Below are 16,131 nucleotides of genomic sequence, written 5' to 3' on the forward strand. Positions count from 1 at the left end.
TGTCCTTCGTTGCCCAGAACCATGCGAACCGCACGCTCGCGCACTTCAGGCGCATACTTGTTCGTCGTCTTGCTCATGCTCCACCTTACTCAGGAGTTGGAGCCTCCGACAAACCCGGCGCGGTTCACCACCCACATACGACCCATTCGGCGTCATGACAGCTCACAAGCGTGAAGCGATCTTGCCTTGGCTGTGAGAACCGATCCCCAAAGCTTGAAGTCTCATGCGGGCGGGCCACCCGCACCAAGTTCAGCCAAAGTCTCGGTGGGGGCATGGGCCGCTCAGGAAGCGCGCATCGGCACTATAAGGGCCATACTCATCCGAGAGCGTGGAAATGTTCGACCGCCAGGCGCTTGAGGTGGTGCTTTGGCAGCACGAGCGAGGTCTTTCCCACGATGTCATTGAAGCATCTCGCGGCTTTGCGGAGATCCGCGCGGGATAGAGCCTTTCCCGTAACGGCGTCCCGTCGCTCAAAGGCAAAGACGCAATCTTTGGTGGCACAGTTGATCACGCGGATCTCATCGGCCTCACCGGCGTCGTCGAGAGTGACGTCGACAGCCAAGGCGTCCTGGCCAGAGAGCGAGCACCCGGTTATGACAGGGAAGCCGTGCTGCGCGCTCTCCTCGATGCGGAGTTGGAAGTCGGCGCGGTCGACGGCAGCCTTCAGTTCCTTCGTCCGATGCGCTGTGTAGTGCCGGTTGAGGATCGTGCCGGCCTTGTGGCCGGCAATCGCTTGGCGCTGTCCCTCTGCCACGTCTTCAGCGCTCAGCATCGAGTTCAGCGTCTTACGAAGGGCATAGAAATCCTCGTCGAAGTCACCGAGCCCCAGCGCATCGAGGATGCGGTTCAAGGCCTTGCTGAACGGGCCAGTGAGATCGTCGATCTCTGAGCGCCGGGCCGCCTCAGGGAACAGTAGCGGGCCATGCGCGTCTCCCAGCCCTCTGATCCAGTCGGCAAACCCAAGGTCGAGCAATGATTGCGGGATCGGGATCACACGGCTCGCATCTTCGGTTTTACCGCCTTGGTCGCAATCGAGGCCGATTGCCAAGCTGTCAACTCCATTGCGGCGCACGAAGTTTGAACGCTTGAGCAGGAGGATTTCTTCGATCCGGCTCCCAATCGTGAGCACGATCAGAGGCACCCAGTAGAGCGAGTCCCGGATGATGGTCGTTCCGGGTCTCCAGCGACGGTGCTCGGAGAAGCACCCGGTATAGATCGGTGACGTCAGGAAGCGCCGTAGACGCTCTTCAGTCCATGGCATGCGCAGTTTGGGACGGGTCACACGCACATAGAGCGGATCATCAGGGGCCGCAGCGGCCACGGCGCGTCCTACTGCCTTGTAGGAAATCGCATCGGGCGCATCCTTGCATCCCAGGTCTTTTGCGGCGCGGAACATGCGCGACAGGCCATCGCGATTGCGCTTCAGGGTCTGCATTGTCAGCCGAGGGGTCAGCTGCTCAGCAAGCAGGGCACGTTTCTCGACATTCGAGAGATGATTCTGGCTGCGGATCTTCCGCATGATCTCCTCGTCCGCAAGGTCGGCGATCGCGATCTCGTCATCCTTTGTGCGCTGGTATTTTTCAGGGTGCTTTGGTGTCAGGCGACAGAAGCGGTTCTTGCCGTGCCTCTTGCCGTGGTCCTTTGGCAGACGCGCCATCCAGGCGAAGAAGTTTTCCTGGTCCTCGTCCCGGATCGTGGGGGCCGGTACATCGCCGAAGTAGGCCAAGGCCAGCTTTGCGATCGCGTCGATGTTCCCCTTCATCGACTTGGACGGATACATCTTGAGCGCTTGGCTCCAGCACGCTGACAGTGACACCTGCGGTGACGTCACGAAGGTGTCGACGGAAACTGTCGAGTGATGCCCGACGAGCGGCTCCGCGATGGTGCGCGCGTCTTCGCCGTCGGCGGCGCGTCCCTCGAGATCCATCAGCTGTCTGATGAGATCCACGGCGCGACGCCCAAGGTCGTGCGGAATGGAGTCTCCAAGGGCGATGTTGCACGCCACCGCGGCCTCGGCGACCATCGGTTCGATCGGCGCGAAGTCATTGCGCCGTGCCATGCGCTTGAGCGCCACGCTATCCTTTTCGAGCCGGTGGATGCGGGCATCGATGTCCGCGTCAGAGAGTCCAGACCCTGCGTCCTGCTCGGCGATGATGCGGGCAAGCGTCCGGCGCAGCAGTTCGGTCAGGATGGTGTGGATCTTGCCTTCTGGCATGCTCTCCAGTGTCGTCTCGGTCATCAGTCGTGTCTCTTCGCGTTTCAGAACGGCGAGGAGACAAGCCGCACGACCCATCGCCTCGGACAGCAGAGGTGTCCGAAGAGAAAGAACCAGTAGCTTTTTGCCGGATATTTTCGGGCTGACGTTGGGTAAACGTTTGCGGAAGTAGTAGGTCCGTCCCCTGAGCTGGAGGTAGGGGCCGGCGGGGCGCGGGCGGGGCCGGTGCCTTGCGGCTCTGGGCGCTGTGCCCCGGGACCGACGGTCCGCAGAGGGGTCTTGTGTCACAGTTTGTGTCACACCCCGGGTGATGCCTCTGCCACGCGACGGTGCGGGAGAAGCTAAGTCTCTGTTCTGTCTGTCTTTTGGGGATGTCATGGCTGGGGTGGTAGGAGCCCCAGTGAATTTTTCACGATGCCCAAGGCACTGAATATTCTTTAGAAATTCGAGCGAGCGCTGCGTGTATGACGTCCCTGTAGGGTAGCCGTGAATCACTGAGCGTCAAGCGAACCCAGCAGATAAAGCAATGACCCTTCTAACATGCGGGCAGGTTTCCATGGCAATGCCGCCACCTCCTGAAGGGGAGGGCCGCCACGATGCAGCGCACTGAAGGGGCCGCATGGCGGCTTTGTGTGTCACAGGGCAGAGAGGATCTCCTGCGGCGCTTGCGTGCGCCAAACGGTCTGGTAGCTATCAGCCACGTTGGCCTTCGTAACGGCAAGTCCGGGCAGGGCGATCCAACTCGGAACTGCGCGCCCTAAAAGAGAAAGTATCGTCGCTTCCGCGACGGCGACGCCCTGTCGGAACGGCTGCTGCGCGGCGATGCCTACAATGTGATTGTCTTGTGCCAGACATATCGCTGCATCGCGGCCAAGATCGACGGTGGTGACCGGCATGTCGTGCCCGATCGTATTCAGTGCGGCCACGGCTTCCATTGCCGGCGTATCCCAAACCACGAAGAGCCCTGCAAGGTCGGGGCTTTCCTCGATCATCGACAAAGTGGTTTCGCGAACTGCCCCCAGTGACGGGAAGCGGATCGTCCGTAGCTTCAGATCGGGGCGATTGGCCACTATCCAGCGCCCGAAGGCGATCTCGCGCTCGTTCGTGGCGTAGAAGTCGACGCCGTAGGTCATCAGCCCTACCTCGCCGCCCTGCGCGATCCTGTCGGAGAGCAGCTTGGCGCCGATCAGCCCCAGACCGAAATTGTCGGCCGAGACAAGCGAGGTGTAATCCGCGCCCGGCAACATGCCCGTGGGCACGTTGTCGTGCAGGATGAGCCGTGTTCCGGCGCGGGACACCTGCCGATGCGCCTCGGCCACCGCGGCGTTCGCCACCGGGATCGAGATGATCGCGTCGAGCCCCTCGTGGCTCAGCCGTTCGAGCGCGGCGATCTGGGTCGCGGCCCGAAAGCCGCAATCGACGACCTCGCCCATGATGACGCCGCAGTCGCCCAAGGTCCCGGCAATCCCGGCGAGCTGCTGGCGGGACCAGTCGCTCTCGCCGGTATGAAGCACGACGGCCACCCGGAACCGCCTGTCGCGAGAGGCGGTGACGTCGTCGAGTGTCAGGCTCAGCCGGCTCGGCGGCGCGGCGCGTTCGCCGTGGGGGCCCAGTCCGCTTATCGACATAATCTTTGGTCTTCCCTGTTCAGGTCATTATGCACCGGGCGGCGCGGCGGCGGCGGGGGGCGAAGCGGGCGCGCCGATCGCCGTCTTGCCCATCCGGTCGAGCGCAGCCGAAAGCCGAGGCATCGCCGTCGGGGCGCCGTGTGTGACCCATTCGCGAAGGAAGCTCGGGTCGAACAGCGCCTCGCTCACGACCTTGGCGGCGCCGACGAGCCCGGCAGAGCTGCCCATCCGCGAGGCACTTATCCGCAGGTCGCGCGTCACGAGGGGGTGCGATTCGCCGTAGACCGCCTCGCGCACCGCCGCGAGGAGAATGTCGTTGGTCTGCGCGATCGAGCCGCTCAGCACGATCAGCGACGGGTTGAGCATGTTGGCGAGCGTGGCAACCAATTGGCCGATCAGGTGACCGCTGCGCGACATGATCTCCATGCTGACCGGATCACCGACCTGCGCGGCTTGGCCGACCTCGATCGCGGTGATTTCGCCGCCCCGGTTCAGGATGTCGGCCAGCGCGGGGCTGGTGCCGGCCTGCGCGGCGGCAAGGCCGTCGCGGGCGATCATGTCGCTCCCGGCCAGCACGTCGAGCGAGGCGGTCCGGCCGCCCGCCGCCCGTGGCAGATGGCCGATCAATCCTGCCGCCCCTTGCGCGCCGCGATAGAGCTTGCCGTCGAAGACGAAGCTCGCGCCGATCCGCTTGCCGACCTTGATGAAGAGCATCTCGTTGATGCCGGTGCCGGCGCCGGCATGCAGCTCGCCCATGGCCATCGTCTCGACGCTACTGCGCATCCAGACCGGCACGCCGAAGCGTCGAGCGAGCTGCTCGACCAGCGGAAAGCCCTCCCATGCGGGCAGGAATGTCGGCGTCGCCTGCAGGAAATCGTCGCCGGGCGACAACTGCACCGGGCCTGGCACCGAAATGCCAAGTCCCCAGAGCGGTGCCGAGTGTTCGTCCTTTGCAAGCAGCCATTCGAACAGCGTGCCGAGCCGTTCCGCCGTCGCAGAGGGTGCGGCGCTGAGGTCCATTGCCTCATGGTGTTCTGTGATCAGCCGGCCCGAAATATCGGCGATCCCGACGCCGAGCGCCGTCTGGTCGAGCGTGGCCACCAGGATCCGCGCCCGGTTCGCATTGAACTGCACCAGCCGAGGCGCGCGGCCGCCGCTGGCCTCGGCCAGCGCGCTTTCGTCGACCAGCTTGATCTCACTGAGCGTAGCGAGCCGGTCGGCGACGATGGCACGGCCTAGCTCGCTCTCGCGCTCCAGCTCCTGACGCGTGTGCGCGGCGCCGGTGCGCACGAGGTTGAGGATCGTGCCCAAGCTCTGCGCCGCACCGTCGGCGTTGCGTGGCCGCCCTTTGCCGCGCTTTGGCCGGCTCGTCTCGACCATGCCGCTGTCAGGCACCGGCTACCGCACGGTGTCTGCCGGTGCGCCCCTCGGCGCTCCGCGATCCACCAAAGGGCGAATCACTGTGTGAGTCGGTGCTTTTTCTGGGCATCTCGCATCCAGTTCTGCCGATGGCGCAGAAATACACGACGCCTTTAGGCGTAGCAATATTCTTCTTATGCGTAAAATATGCAAAAGTACGACGTGTTGTGCTTATAAAATGTTGACTTGGGTATTTTGCTCGCTTATTTGTCGGCTAACGCAAGGGAAGAGGGCGGGGGCGAGACCCCCGCACCGGGCTGGAGGGCTCGGCATTGACCTGCGTCTGGGACGGCCCGGTGGCCGAGGGAGATGAAAATGACGAGATGGAAGCTTGCCTATCAGGCGAATTGCTGGGGCCCGCTCGGCGGTAACGCGGTTGGCGTGACCTCGGTATCCGAACTGACCTACCGCACCTTTGCGGACATGGACCGCGCTTTCGCGGATATCGCGGCGGCTGGCTATGAGGGGGTCGAGGTCTTCGATGGCAACCTTCTCGACCATTCCGGGGAGGCGTTCCGCACACTGCTCGAAAAGCACGGGCTGTCGCTGGTGGCGGCCTATTCGGGCGGGAATTTCATCTTCAATGACATTCTCGACGAAGAGCTCGACCGCATTCGCCGCGTCGCCGACCGCACGGCCGAGATCGGCGCGCCGCATCTCGTCATCGGCGGCGGAGCCAAGCGGGCAGGGGGGGCGCGCGACGGCGATCACGCGAAGCTCGGCGCGGCGCTCGAGCGCATCGTGGGCATCGCTCGCGAGCGTGGTCTCAAGGCGCATTACCACCCGCACCTGACGACGATCGTCGAAGGCCCCGAGCAGGTGCGCCGGATCTTCGGCGAAACCTCGATCGATTTTTGTCCCGACACCGCGCATCTCGCCGCCGCCGGCGGCGATCCCGCACAGATGATCCGCGAGCATCGCGAGCGGATCTCTTACGTCCATCTCAAGGGCTGGCAGCAAGAGCCCTTCGCCTTCACGCCGCTGGACCGCGGCGATCTCGACAGCGGCCCGATCATCGAGGCGCTGCTCGAGACCGGCTACGACGGCTGGGTGACGGTCGAGCTGGACGCATGGGACGACCCCCGCGCCGGGGCGCAGGCAAGTCGGCAATATCTGGAGGACCGGCTGGAAACGGCCTGACCCGCAGGACGACACGCGCGGACGAGAGGGTTCGCGCACAAAGGGAGGGAGACCCGAATATGACCATCATCAACAACCTCGGCCGCGTCGCCGCCGCGGCTTTCGTGGCCGCCGGCGTGCTGGCCGCACCGGTGCTTGCCGATCCCGACGCGGCGCTTGCGGCGCTGCAATCCGAGGTGCTGTCCAAAGGCCCAAACGGCGAGACGGCGACCCCGGCCACGGAGCTGTCGCTCTCGGACGAAGAGCTCACACGGATCAGGGAGATGAACGCCACCGCCGCGATCGTGATGCATTATGGCGGCAATGACTGGTCGCGCGCGCAGGTCGACGGGCTGCGCAACCGGTTCGAAGAGATGGGGATCGAGGTGATCGCCGTCACGGATGCCGGCTTCAAGCCCGAGAAGCAGGTCGCGGATATCGAGACCGTTCTGGCGCAGCAGCCCGATATCATCGTCTCGGTGCCGACCGATCCCGCCGCGACGGCCTCGGCCTACAAGGCGGCCGCAGATGCAGGTGTGACGCTGGTCTTCATGGAGAACACCCCCCCGGGGCTTGAGGCCGGCACGGACTACGTTTCGGTCGTCTCGGCAGACAACTACGGCAACGGCGTCGCCTCGGCGCATCTGCTGGCCAAGGCGCTCGAGGGTGAGGGCAAGGTCGGGCTGGTCTACCACGCGGCCGACTTCTTCGTCACGCGGCAGCGTTACGACGCCTTCAAGGCGACGGTTGCGGAAGACTATCCAGGTATCGAAATCGTGGCCGAGCAGGGCATCGGCGGGCCGGATTTCACCGGCGACGCCGACAAGGTCGCCTCGGCGATGCTGACCTCGAACCCCGATCTCGATGCGATTTGGGCGGTCTGGGATGTGCCGGCCGAGGGCGTGATCTCGGCAGCGCGGGTCGCGGGGCGCGACGATCTGGTCATCACCACCATCGATCTGGGCGAGAACGTCGCGATTAACATGGCGCAGGGCGGCTTCGTCAAAGGCCTCGGAGCACAGCGGCCGTTCGACCAAGGCGTCGCCGAGGCGACGCTCGCGGGTTACGGCCTTCTGGACAAGGAGGCGCCCGCCTTCGTCGCACTGCCGGCGCTGCCGGTCACGCGCGAGACGCTGCTCGATGCCTGGCAGACGGTCTACCGTGCCGACGCCACGGCCAACATCCAGAACAGCATGAACTGATCGAGCGCGACGGGCAGGCCACGCGCCCGCCCGTCGCCGCGGTGACGGCTCCGCGTGGGCCGGTCCCGCCTTCCCATATCTTCCGGAGTTAGACACATGACCAAGACGCTCAATGTGGCGATGATCGGTGGCGGTTTTATGGGCAAGGCCCATGCCATGGCCTACGCATCAATGCCGATGTTCTTCTGGCCCGCCCCGGCGATCCCGCACCGCAAGGTCGTCGTCGACGTCACCGACGAGTTGGCCGAGGACGCTCGCCAGCGCTTCGGCTTTGACGAGGCCTCATCCGACTGGCGCGCGGTTGTGAACCGCGACGATATCGACGTGGTCGACATCTGCACCCCCAACAACGTCCATGCCGAGATCGCCATCGCGGCGGCCAAGGCAGGCAAGCACATCATTTGTGAGAAGCCTCTGGCGCGCGGCGGCGAGGAAGCGCGGGAGATGCTCGACGCGGTCGAGAAGGCCGGCGTGATCCACATGGTCGCCTTCAACTACCGCCGCACCCCCGCTGTGGCGCTGGCGCGGAAATACATCGAAGAGGGCCGGATCGGAAAGATTCTCAACTTCCGCGGCACTTACCTGCAGGACTGGTCGGCCGATCCCGACGGGCCGCTCTCTTGGCGCTTCCAGAAAAAGATCGCCGGGTCCGGCGCCATCGGCGATATCGGCACCCATGTCGTCGATCTGGCGCATTACCTCGTCGGGCCGATCTCGGCTGTCACCGCGATGACGCCCACCTACGTGACGACACGGCCGGTGCAGGCCGGAGGGCAGGACAAGCTCGGCGCCAGCGAGAAGAACGCCAATGCGGAGCGTGCTACGGTCGACGTCGACGACGAGGTCGTGTCGCTGCTGAAGTTTGAAAACGGAGCCATTGGCTCGCTCGAGGCCACGCGCAACGGCTACGGCCGCAACAACTTCATCACTTTCGAGATCCACGGCACCGAAGGCTCGATCTTGTTCAACTATGAGCGCCGCGACGAGCTGCGCGTCATGTTCAACAGCGATCCGGCCGACGCGCGCGGCTTCCGCACCGTCTACAGCGGGCCGGCGCATCCCTACGGCGAGGGGCTCTGGCCGATCCCGGCGCTGGGCATCGGTTACTCGGAGACCAAGATCGTCGAGTGCTATGATCTGTTCAAGGCGATCGCCACGGGGGTGCAGCCCTCGCCCAACTTCGCGGATGGCTACCTGACCGAGCTGGTCGCCGATGCGCTGATCGAGTCCGGGGAGACGCAGCAATGGGTAAAGGTGAAGACGTGACCGCCGCGCCGCAGGCGGTGGTGATGCGCGGCATTGCCAAGCAGTTCGGCGGTGTGCGGGCGCTGGCCGGGGTCGACTTCGAGGTCGAGGCCGGCGAGGTCCACGCGCTTCTGGGCGGCAACGGCGCGGGCAAGTCGACGATCTTGAAAGTGCTCAACGGCGTGCATGCGCCGGATGCCGGCACGATCGAGATCTGCGGCCAGCGGATCACCCACCCCTCGCCGGAGGCGGCGCGGCAGGCGGGGGTGGCGATGATCTTTCAGGAGATGAGTCTTGTCCCGTCGTTGAGCGTCGCGCAGAACGTTTTTCTCACGCGCGAGACTAAGACCGGCCTCGGGCTGATCGACGACCGCACCGCCGAAAAGAAGGCGCGCGCGCTGTTCGAGATGCTCGAGGTCGACGTGAACCCCCGGGCGCTCGTCGCCGATCTCGGTGCCGGGCAGCGCCAGCTTACCGAGATCGTCAAGGCGATCAGCCAGGAAGCGCGGGTGCTGGTGCTCGACGAGCCATCGACGGCGCTGTCGGTGTCGGACGTGGAGCGGCTCTTCACCTTCTTGCGCAAGCTCAAGGATCGCGGTGTGGCGATCATCTACGTCTCGCACCGCATGGATGAGATCGCCCGCATCGCCGACCGCGCCACGATCCTGCGCGATGGGCGACACGTGATCACCGCGCCGCTGTCGGAGCTACCGATCGACACGATGATCGAGCACATCGTCGGCAAGCGGTCGCGCGGCCTGTCGGATGTCGCGCGCGAGCAGGTCGAGATCGGTGAGCCGCTCTTGGAGCTGGTCAGCGTTTCGGGCCGTCACAAGCCGTGTGATGTCAGCCTGACCGTGCATCGCGGGGAAGTCGTAGGGCTAGCCGGGCTGCTCGGCTCGGGCCGCTCCTCGCTCGCCCGGGTCATCGCGGGGATCGAGCCCAGCACGGCGGGCGAGATCAAGGTCGCAGGCACGCCGATCGAGATCCGCAGCCCGCGCGATGCCATCGGCGCGCGCATCGCGCTGGTGCCCGAGGCGCGCGCGACCCAAGGTATCATCGCCACCCATTCGGTGGCCGCCAACCTGTCAATGGCGGTGCTCGACCGGGTGTCGTCCAGCGGCGTCGTTAGTCGCCGCGCCGTCGAGGAGGTGGCCGATCACCAGATCGAACGGCTCGCGATCAAGACCGCCTCGCGCGATCACGCGGTTGGCACGCTCTCGGGCGGCAACCAGCAGAAGGTGGTGATCGGCAAGTGGCTCGCCGCCGATCCCGACATCCTCGTGCTCGACGAACCCACGGCGGGCATCGACATTGGGTCGAAGTCCGAGATCATCCGGCTCGTCCGCGAGCTGGCTCGGGCCGGCAAGGCCATCGTGATGATCTCCTCCGAACTTAGCGAGCTGCTGACCGCCTGCGACCGCATCCTGGTGATGTCCGAAGGCCGTGCGGTCAGCAGCTTCGCGCGCCACGACCTCGACGATCCGGATCTTCCGGCCGACGATACGATGCACCAGCTCCAGTCGGCCGAGCAGAAACTCCAATTTCACATTCAGGAGGCCCTGAAGCATCAGGGAGTGCGCCATGTCCACCAGCGATAGCATTCACGTTTCCGGGGTCGCCGCCCGCTTCGGCCTGACCAACTGGCGTCAATACATCATCTATATCGGCTTTGCCGTGATCTTCGCGATCTTCGCGCTGACGCTGAACGACAAGGGGTTCCTCAACCCCAACAACCTGCTCAACATCGTGCGGCAGACGGCGATGATCGCGGTCATGGCGATCGCCATGACCTTCGTGCTCTCGTCGGGGGAAATCGATCTCTCGGTGGGCGCGGTGGCGGGGCTCGCCTCGGTCACGGCGGCGATGGCGATCGCCGCGGGCGGCATCTTCTTCGGCGTCGCCGCCGGTCTGGCCACAGGCATCGCGGTCGGCGTCTTCAACGGGCTCCTGACCACCCGGATCGGCATTCCGTCGTTCCTGACCACGCTCGCAATGATGGGCATCGCCAAAGGCGTCGCGATGTGGATCAGCGGCACCGCCGCCGTGCCGATCATCAACCCCGGCTACTCGTGGCTGTTCGGCGGCGGCTCCATCGGCATCGTGCCGGTGCTGCTCTTGTGGATGCTCGGGCTCGGTGCGGTCGGCCATTTCGTTCTCAAGCGGACGACCTTCGGTCGGCGCGTGCTCGCTACCGGCGGCGGCGAGACCGCGGCGCGCTACTCGGGGATCGACACCAGCTCGGTGAAGTTCCGGGTTCTCGTGATCTCCTCGATGGCTGCGGCCCTTGCCGGAATGCTCTATGCGGGCCGGTTGCAGTCGGGGCGGTTCCAGCTCGGCGAAGGCGACGAGCTGTCGGTGATCGCTGCGGCGGTACTCGGCGGCACCAGCCTCTTCGGCGGCTACGGCACCGTCATCGGTACCATCGTAGGCGCGCTGATGATCGGCCTGATCAACAACGGCCTGATCCTGATGGGCCTCGAGTTCAGCCAGCAGCTGATCGCGCGTGGCGGCATCATCATTCTCGCCGTGGCGCTGAGTCAGAAAAGGAACTGAGCCATGAAACCAGGTTGCACAATCATCGGAACCGTCGTGGCGAAGCCCGACACCCGGGCCGAGCTGCAGGAGATCCTGCATGCGCAGGTCGAGCCCACGAGGGCCGAGGCGGGCTGCTTGAACTACGATTTCCACGTTGATGCCAAGGACCCTTGCGTCTTCGTGTTCTACGAGAACTGGACAACGCTTCAGGATCTCGACGCGCATCTGACCAAGCCGCATCTCAAGCCGCTCTTCGACCGGCAGGGCGAGTTGCTCGCCCGCCCGGTCGAGATCCGGCACCTCGAAATGCTGAGCGACAAGGCCGGCTGAGCCGCAGTAAAATGGGAGGATCGACATGGGCAGGATGAAGGGGCCAGGGCTGTTCCTGGCACAATTCGCAGGCAACGAGGCACCGTTCGACACGCTGGAGAACATCTCCAAATGGGCGGCGGGGCTGGGCTATCGCGGCGTGCAGATCCCTTGCACAGACGCGCGGCTGTTCGATCTCGGCTTGGCAGCCGAGAGCCAGACCTACTGCGACGAGCTGCGCGGCATTTGCGCCGACGCGGGGGTCGAGATCACCGAGCTGTCGACCCATCTCCTGGGGCAGCTGGTCGCGGTCCACCCGGCCTACGACCTCGCGTTCGACGCTTTCGCGCCGCAGGCCACGCATGGCAAGCCCGCGGCGCGGCAGGCCTGGGCAGTCGAGCAGCTGATGCTCGCCGCCCGCGCCGCGCGCAACCTCGGGCTCGACACGACGGTCGGCTTTACCGGGGCGCTGGCCTTTCCTTATCTCTACCCTTGGCCGCAGCGCCCGGCCGGGCTGATCGAGGAAGCCTTCGCGGAGCTGGCGCGGCGCTGGCGACCGATCCTCGACGCCCATGATGTGCAAGGCGTCGACATCGGCTTCGAGCTGCATCCCGGCGAGGACGTCTTCGACGGCGCCACCTTCGAGATGTTCCTCGACGCGCTGGATGGCCACGAGCGGGCGCGGATCAACTACGACCCCTCGCACTTCCTGTTGCAGCAGATGGATTATCTCGCCTTCATCGACCTTTATCACGAGCGCATCTGCGCGTTTCACGTGAAGGATGCCGAGTTCAATCCCGACGGGCGGCAGGGGGTCTACTCGGGCTATCAGCCGTGGCTGAGCCGCGCCGGCCGTTTCCGCAGCCTTGGCGACGGACAGGTGGATTTCGGCGCCGTTTTCTCGAAGCTGGCGCGGCATGGCTACGACAGCTGGGCCGTGCTCGAATGGGAATGCTGCCTGAAATCGCCCGAGCAGGGGGCGGCGCAGGGCGCGCCCTTCATCGCGCGCCACATAATCGACGTGACGGACAAAGCCTTCGACGATTTTGCGGGCGCGGCGACGGACGGCGCGCGCAACCGCGCGATGCTCGGGCTAGAGGGCGCGGCATGAACAGGATCAGGCTCGGCATGGTCGGGGGCGGCGAGGGATCGTTCATCGGCTATGTCCACCGCGTCGCGGCGCGGCTTGATGGCGAATACGAGCTGGTGGCAGGCGCACTTTCGTCACGTGCCGACGTCGCGCGACGCTCGGCGGCGGAACTCGGCATTGCGCCCGACCGCGCCTATGACAGCTTCGAGACGATGGCAAAGGTTGAGGCGGCCCGCGCTGACGGGATCGAGGCAGTGGCGATCGTGACGCCGAACCATATGCATTTCGGCCCGGCCAAAGCGTTTCTCGAGGCGGGCATCCATGTGATCTGCGACAAGCCGCTCACCTCCAGCCTTGAGGATGCCGAGGCGCTCGCCGGGATAAGGCCGCGCAACGGCGCCCGCTTCCTGCTGACCCACAACTACACCGGCTATCCGATGGTCCGCGTGGCCCGGGCGATGGTCGCCGAAGGGCGGCTCGGCAAGCTCCGCGTGGCGCAGACGGAATATGTGCAGGACTGGCTCACCGAGGCGGTCGACAACAAGCAGGCCGAGTGGCGTACGGATCCAGCCCGCGCGGGCGGCGGCGGCTGCATCGGCGACATCGGTACCCACGCCTACAACCTAGTACGCTACGTCTCCGGCCTGCGGCTTGAGGCGCTGAGCGCCGACCTTGCTGCCTTCGTGCCGGGCCGCAGGCTCGACGACAACGTCCATATGATGCTGCGCTTCGAAGGTGGGGCGCGCGGCATGCTCTGGGCCAGCCAAGTAGCGCCAGGCAACGAGAACGGCATCGCGCTGCGGCTCTATGGCGACAAGGGCGGGATCGAGTGGCGGCAGGCGGAGGCCGACACGCTGTGGTTCACCGCCTTCGGCCAGCCTGCGCAGCGGATCACCCGGGCGAGCGCTGCGGCCGACATACCGACCGCGGGGCACCGTATCCCGCCAGGCCATCCCGAGGGCTACCTCGAAGCCTTTGCCTCTTTGTACCGCGACTTCGCGGCAGTAATCCGGGGCGAGCCACGGGAGCAGCTTCCGGGGCTGGCCGACGGGCTCGAAGGTATGCGTTTCGTCACCGCCGCCATCGCCTCCAGTACGGCGAACGCGCGGTGGATTGGCCTCGAAGGGATCTGATGAAGCGACTGTCGACGCTCAAGCTGAGCGAGAGGGAAAGGACGCGCTGACGGCTGTCGATGTCCCGCCTCTGGCGGCCCACATGTTCGTGTTCTACTTTGCAACCATCTCAGTGATCACCCCTCCTGTCTGCGTTGCGGTGTTCGTGGGGGCGGGCATCGCGCAGACGAACTGGTTGCCAGCCGCGCGCGAGGCGGTGCGTCTGGGCGCGATGACCTATGTGGTGTCGTTCCTGATCCTGATCTACCCGGGCATGATCGGGCAGGGCGGGACGCTGGCGGTGGCCAACGCCCTGTTCACTGGGTTGGTCTTGGTCGTAGCGATCCCGTTCCTTCTGGGCCGCCTGCCGCTCACCGGTCGGCGCGCCGGTGATGTCGCGATCTATCTTTTCGTCATTGCGCTTACGGTAGTGCCTCATCCTATGACGCCCCTCGTCGCGGCCCTGATCCTCGCCGCTGGCTGGATGCTCGGACGGCGCAGTGCTGCCGCCTTGGAATCGAACGACGGCACCTGCGCCGCCCCACAGGAATGAATGTCATGAATCTTCCAGACCCTTCGGCCGTCACGCGCACGGCGATCCTCGGCACCGGCCTGATCGGCGCAAGTTGGGCCGCCCTATTCCTCTCTCGCGGCCTGCATGTCCATGCCATCGACCCTGCGGAAAGTGCCGAGACCCGACTGCGTGATACGGTCACCGAAATGTGGCCCAGCCTCGTCGCATTGGGTCATGCCGATGCGCCGCCGGATTTTGCGAAGCTAACCGGCTCTGTTGCGCAAAACGGGTGATGGCCGAGGTGCCCCTTCCCCAGACGGACTTATTTTACGGCCTCTGTCACAGGTATGCCGAGCGCGGTGAAGCCGTTGAGCACAGCAATGCGGATCTGGAGCTCGGCGACTTGACGAGGCTCTGTTGCGCAAACAGACCGACGGGATTCATCTCTCGGAAGCTGCATGGTAGCGGGCGCGCATGAGCAGCAGACCCAAGCCGCCGAGCTACAAGACCAGGAACTGGTCTGATTATAACGCGGCGCTGAAGAAGCGTGGCTCCCTGACGATCTGGTTCGATCCCGACATGGTCTGGACGCCGCCACCGAGCGGCAAGAGGGGCCGCCAGCAGAGCTACAGCGACGCCGCCATTCAGGTCTGCCTGACGATGAAACCGCTGTTCGGCCTGGCGCTCCGCCAGACAACGGGCTTCGTCGAGAGCCTTTTGCAGCTGATCGGCCTGAACTGGTCAGTGCCAGACTTCAGCACCCTATGCCGGCGCCAGAAGGCACTGGCGGTGAACATTCCCTATCGCGGCTCAACGGGGCCGTTGCATCTGCTGATCGACAGCACCGGGATCAAGGCCGAAGGGGAAGGCGAATGGCACGCGCGCAAGCACGGCGGGCCAAAGCGACGCCTGTGGCGCAAGATCCACCTCGGGATCGACGAGGACACGCTGGAGGTTCGGGCTGTCGAGGTCACGGGGAGCCATGTCGGCGATGCCCCTATGCTTCCTGAACTGCTGGACCAGATCCCCGGCAACCAAGACATCGGCTCGGTCACGGCAGACGGCGCCTACGATACGCGCAAGTGCCATGACGCCGTTGCTGATCGGGGGGCGCATGCGGTCATCCCGCCGCGCAAGAACGCGAAGCCTTGGAAGCCCGGCACCGCTGGGGCGATTGCCCGCAACGAAGCCCTCAGAGCGTCAAAGTATCTGGGCCGATCCCTATGGCGCCATTGGAGCGGGTATCACCGCCGAAGCCGCGTCGAGACGAAGATGCACTGTGTGAAGCTGCTGGGCCAAAGCCTCATGGCCCGGGACTTCGATCGTCAGGTCGCCGAGCTCCAGATCCGCATCGCCGTGCTCAACGGCTTCACCGCGCTCGGCATACCTGTGACAGAGGCCGTAGGATAAGTCCGTCTGGGGAAAGGGGCACCTCGGCCATCACTCGTTTTGCGCAACAGAGCCGGATTTTGTGGAAACCGTCGAATAATCAGTCTCTGGCGAGGGCGGCTATCGGTTAACGATGGATACGTAAGCGAAAGCTTCGGAGCCACTCTCGGTGCGTTGGCTAGGGGCGATCCACTTTCGCTTGATGGCCGCTGAACGGCTGCTGGCGCTGACCTGCCCCCCTCGAGATCCCTCAGTCTGATGTAGAGTTTGCTCAATTGCAAAGGAGCAGACGATGCGAAAGAGCCGCTTCACTGAGGCGCAGATCATCGGGATGATCAAGGAGCAGGAAGC

Annotated in this window: 14 protein-coding genes; 11 read left to right on the forward strand and 3 right to left on the reverse strand. The window is 65.0% G+C overall.

Annotation, left to right across the window (positions count from 1 at the left end; translation table 11 throughout):
* Positions 1–316: 316 nt before the first annotated feature.
* The 3 genes from ACJASC_RS17115 to ACJASC_RS17125 all read right to left on the reverse strand — a co-directional run bounded on the left by ACJASC_RS17115 (position 317) and on the right by ACJASC_RS17125 (position 5,223).
* Positions 317–2,527, reverse strand: coding sequence for a DUF6538 domain-containing protein (locus ACJASC_RS17115; protein WP_415147076.1), 2,211 nt, complete (start codon positions 2,525–2,527; stop codon positions 317–319).
* A gap of 323 nt (positions 2,528–2,850) precedes the next feature.
* A complete protein-coding gene (locus ACJASC_RS17120) occupies positions 2,851–3,843 on the reverse strand; it encodes a substrate-binding domain-containing protein (protein ID WP_021695355.1) in 993 nt (330 codons plus the stop codon).
* 27 nt (positions 3,844–3,870) lie between these two features.
* On the reverse strand, positions 3,871–5,223 hold the full coding sequence (locus tag ACJASC_RS17125; RefSeq protein ID WP_415147072.1) for an ROK family protein: 1,353 nt from the start codon (positions 5,221–5,223) through the stop codon (positions 3,871–3,873).
* Positions 5,224–5,577: 354 nt separating this feature from the next.
* Between ACJASC_RS17125 and ACJASC_RS17130 the strand changes: the two genes are divergently transcribed.
* From ACJASC_RS17130 to ACJASC_RS17180, 11 genes are all read left to right on the forward strand, one after another.
* Complete coding sequence (locus ACJASC_RS17130; protein WP_021695358.1) at positions 5,578–6,402, forward strand: sugar phosphate isomerase/epimerase family protein; 825 nt, start codon at positions 5,578–5,580, stop codon at positions 6,400–6,402.
* Between the two features lie 59 nt (positions 6,403–6,461).
* A complete protein-coding gene (locus tag ACJASC_RS17135) occupies positions 6,462–7,583 on the forward strand; it encodes a substrate-binding domain-containing protein (RefSeq protein WP_021695359.1) in 1,122 nt (373 codons plus the stop codon).
* A gap of 96 nt (positions 7,584–7,679) precedes the next feature.
* A complete protein-coding gene (locus tag ACJASC_RS17140) occupies positions 7,680–8,849 on the forward strand; it encodes a levoglucosan dehydrogenase (protein WP_021695360.1) in 1,170 nt (389 codons plus the stop codon).
* Positions 8,828–10,429, forward strand: a complete 1,602-nt coding sequence (locus ACJASC_RS17145) for a sugar ABC transporter ATP-binding protein (RefSeq protein ID WP_045320372.1) — start codon at positions 8,828–8,830, stop codon at positions 10,427–10,429. Before ACJASC_RS17140 ends, ACJASC_RS17145 begins: the two co-directional genes overlap by 22 nt.
* Positions 10,413–11,384: an ABC transporter permease gene (locus tag ACJASC_RS17150; protein ID WP_370162794.1), complete on the forward strand. Its 972-nt coding sequence runs from the start codon at positions 10,413–10,415 to the stop codon at positions 11,382–11,384. The genes ACJASC_RS17145 and ACJASC_RS17150 overlap by 17 nt, the downstream gene beginning before the upstream one ends.
* 3 nt (positions 11,385–11,387) lie before the next feature.
* Positions 11,388–11,696: a putative quinol monooxygenase gene (locus ACJASC_RS17155; protein ID WP_045320373.1), complete on the forward strand. Its 309-nt coding sequence runs from the start codon at positions 11,388–11,390 to the stop codon at positions 11,694–11,696.
* Positions 11,697–11,721: 25 nt separating this feature from the next.
* A complete protein-coding gene (locus tag ACJASC_RS17160) occupies positions 11,722–12,786 on the forward strand; it encodes a sugar phosphate isomerase/epimerase family protein (RefSeq protein WP_021695364.1) in 1,065 nt (354 codons plus the stop codon).
* The gene (locus ACJASC_RS17165; protein ID WP_021695365.1) at positions 12,783–13,898 is read left to right on the forward strand and encodes a Gfo/Idh/MocA family protein; all 1,116 of its coding nucleotides are present in this window, start codon (positions 12,783–12,785) and stop codon (positions 13,896–13,898) included. Before ACJASC_RS17160 ends, ACJASC_RS17165 begins: the two co-directional genes overlap by 4 nt.
* Positions 13,879–14,430, forward strand: coding sequence for a TRAP transporter large permease subunit (locus tag ACJASC_RS17170; RefSeq protein ID WP_415147073.1), 552 nt, complete (start codon positions 13,879–13,881; stop codon positions 14,428–14,430). The genes ACJASC_RS17165 and ACJASC_RS17170 overlap by 20 nt, the downstream gene beginning before the upstream one ends.
* Positions 14,427–14,684, forward strand: coding sequence for a 3-hydroxyacyl-CoA dehydrogenase NAD-binding domain-containing protein (locus tag ACJASC_RS17175; RefSeq protein ID WP_415147074.1), 258 nt, complete (start codon positions 14,427–14,429; stop codon positions 14,682–14,684). Before ACJASC_RS17170 ends, ACJASC_RS17175 begins: the two co-directional genes overlap by 4 nt.
* Before the next feature lie 181 nt (positions 14,685–14,865).
* Entirely contained in the window at positions 14,866–15,801 is a 936-nt protein-coding gene (locus tag ACJASC_RS17180) for an IS5 family transposase (protein ID WP_415147075.1), read from the forward strand.
* Positions 15,802–16,131 lie beyond the last annotated feature (330 nt).

The sequence above is a fragment of the Limimaricola cinnabarinus genome (assembly GCF_047631075.1).
Taxonomy (GTDB): Bacteria; Pseudomonadota; Alphaproteobacteria; order Rhodobacterales; family Rhodobacteraceae; genus Limimaricola; species Limimaricola cinnabarinus.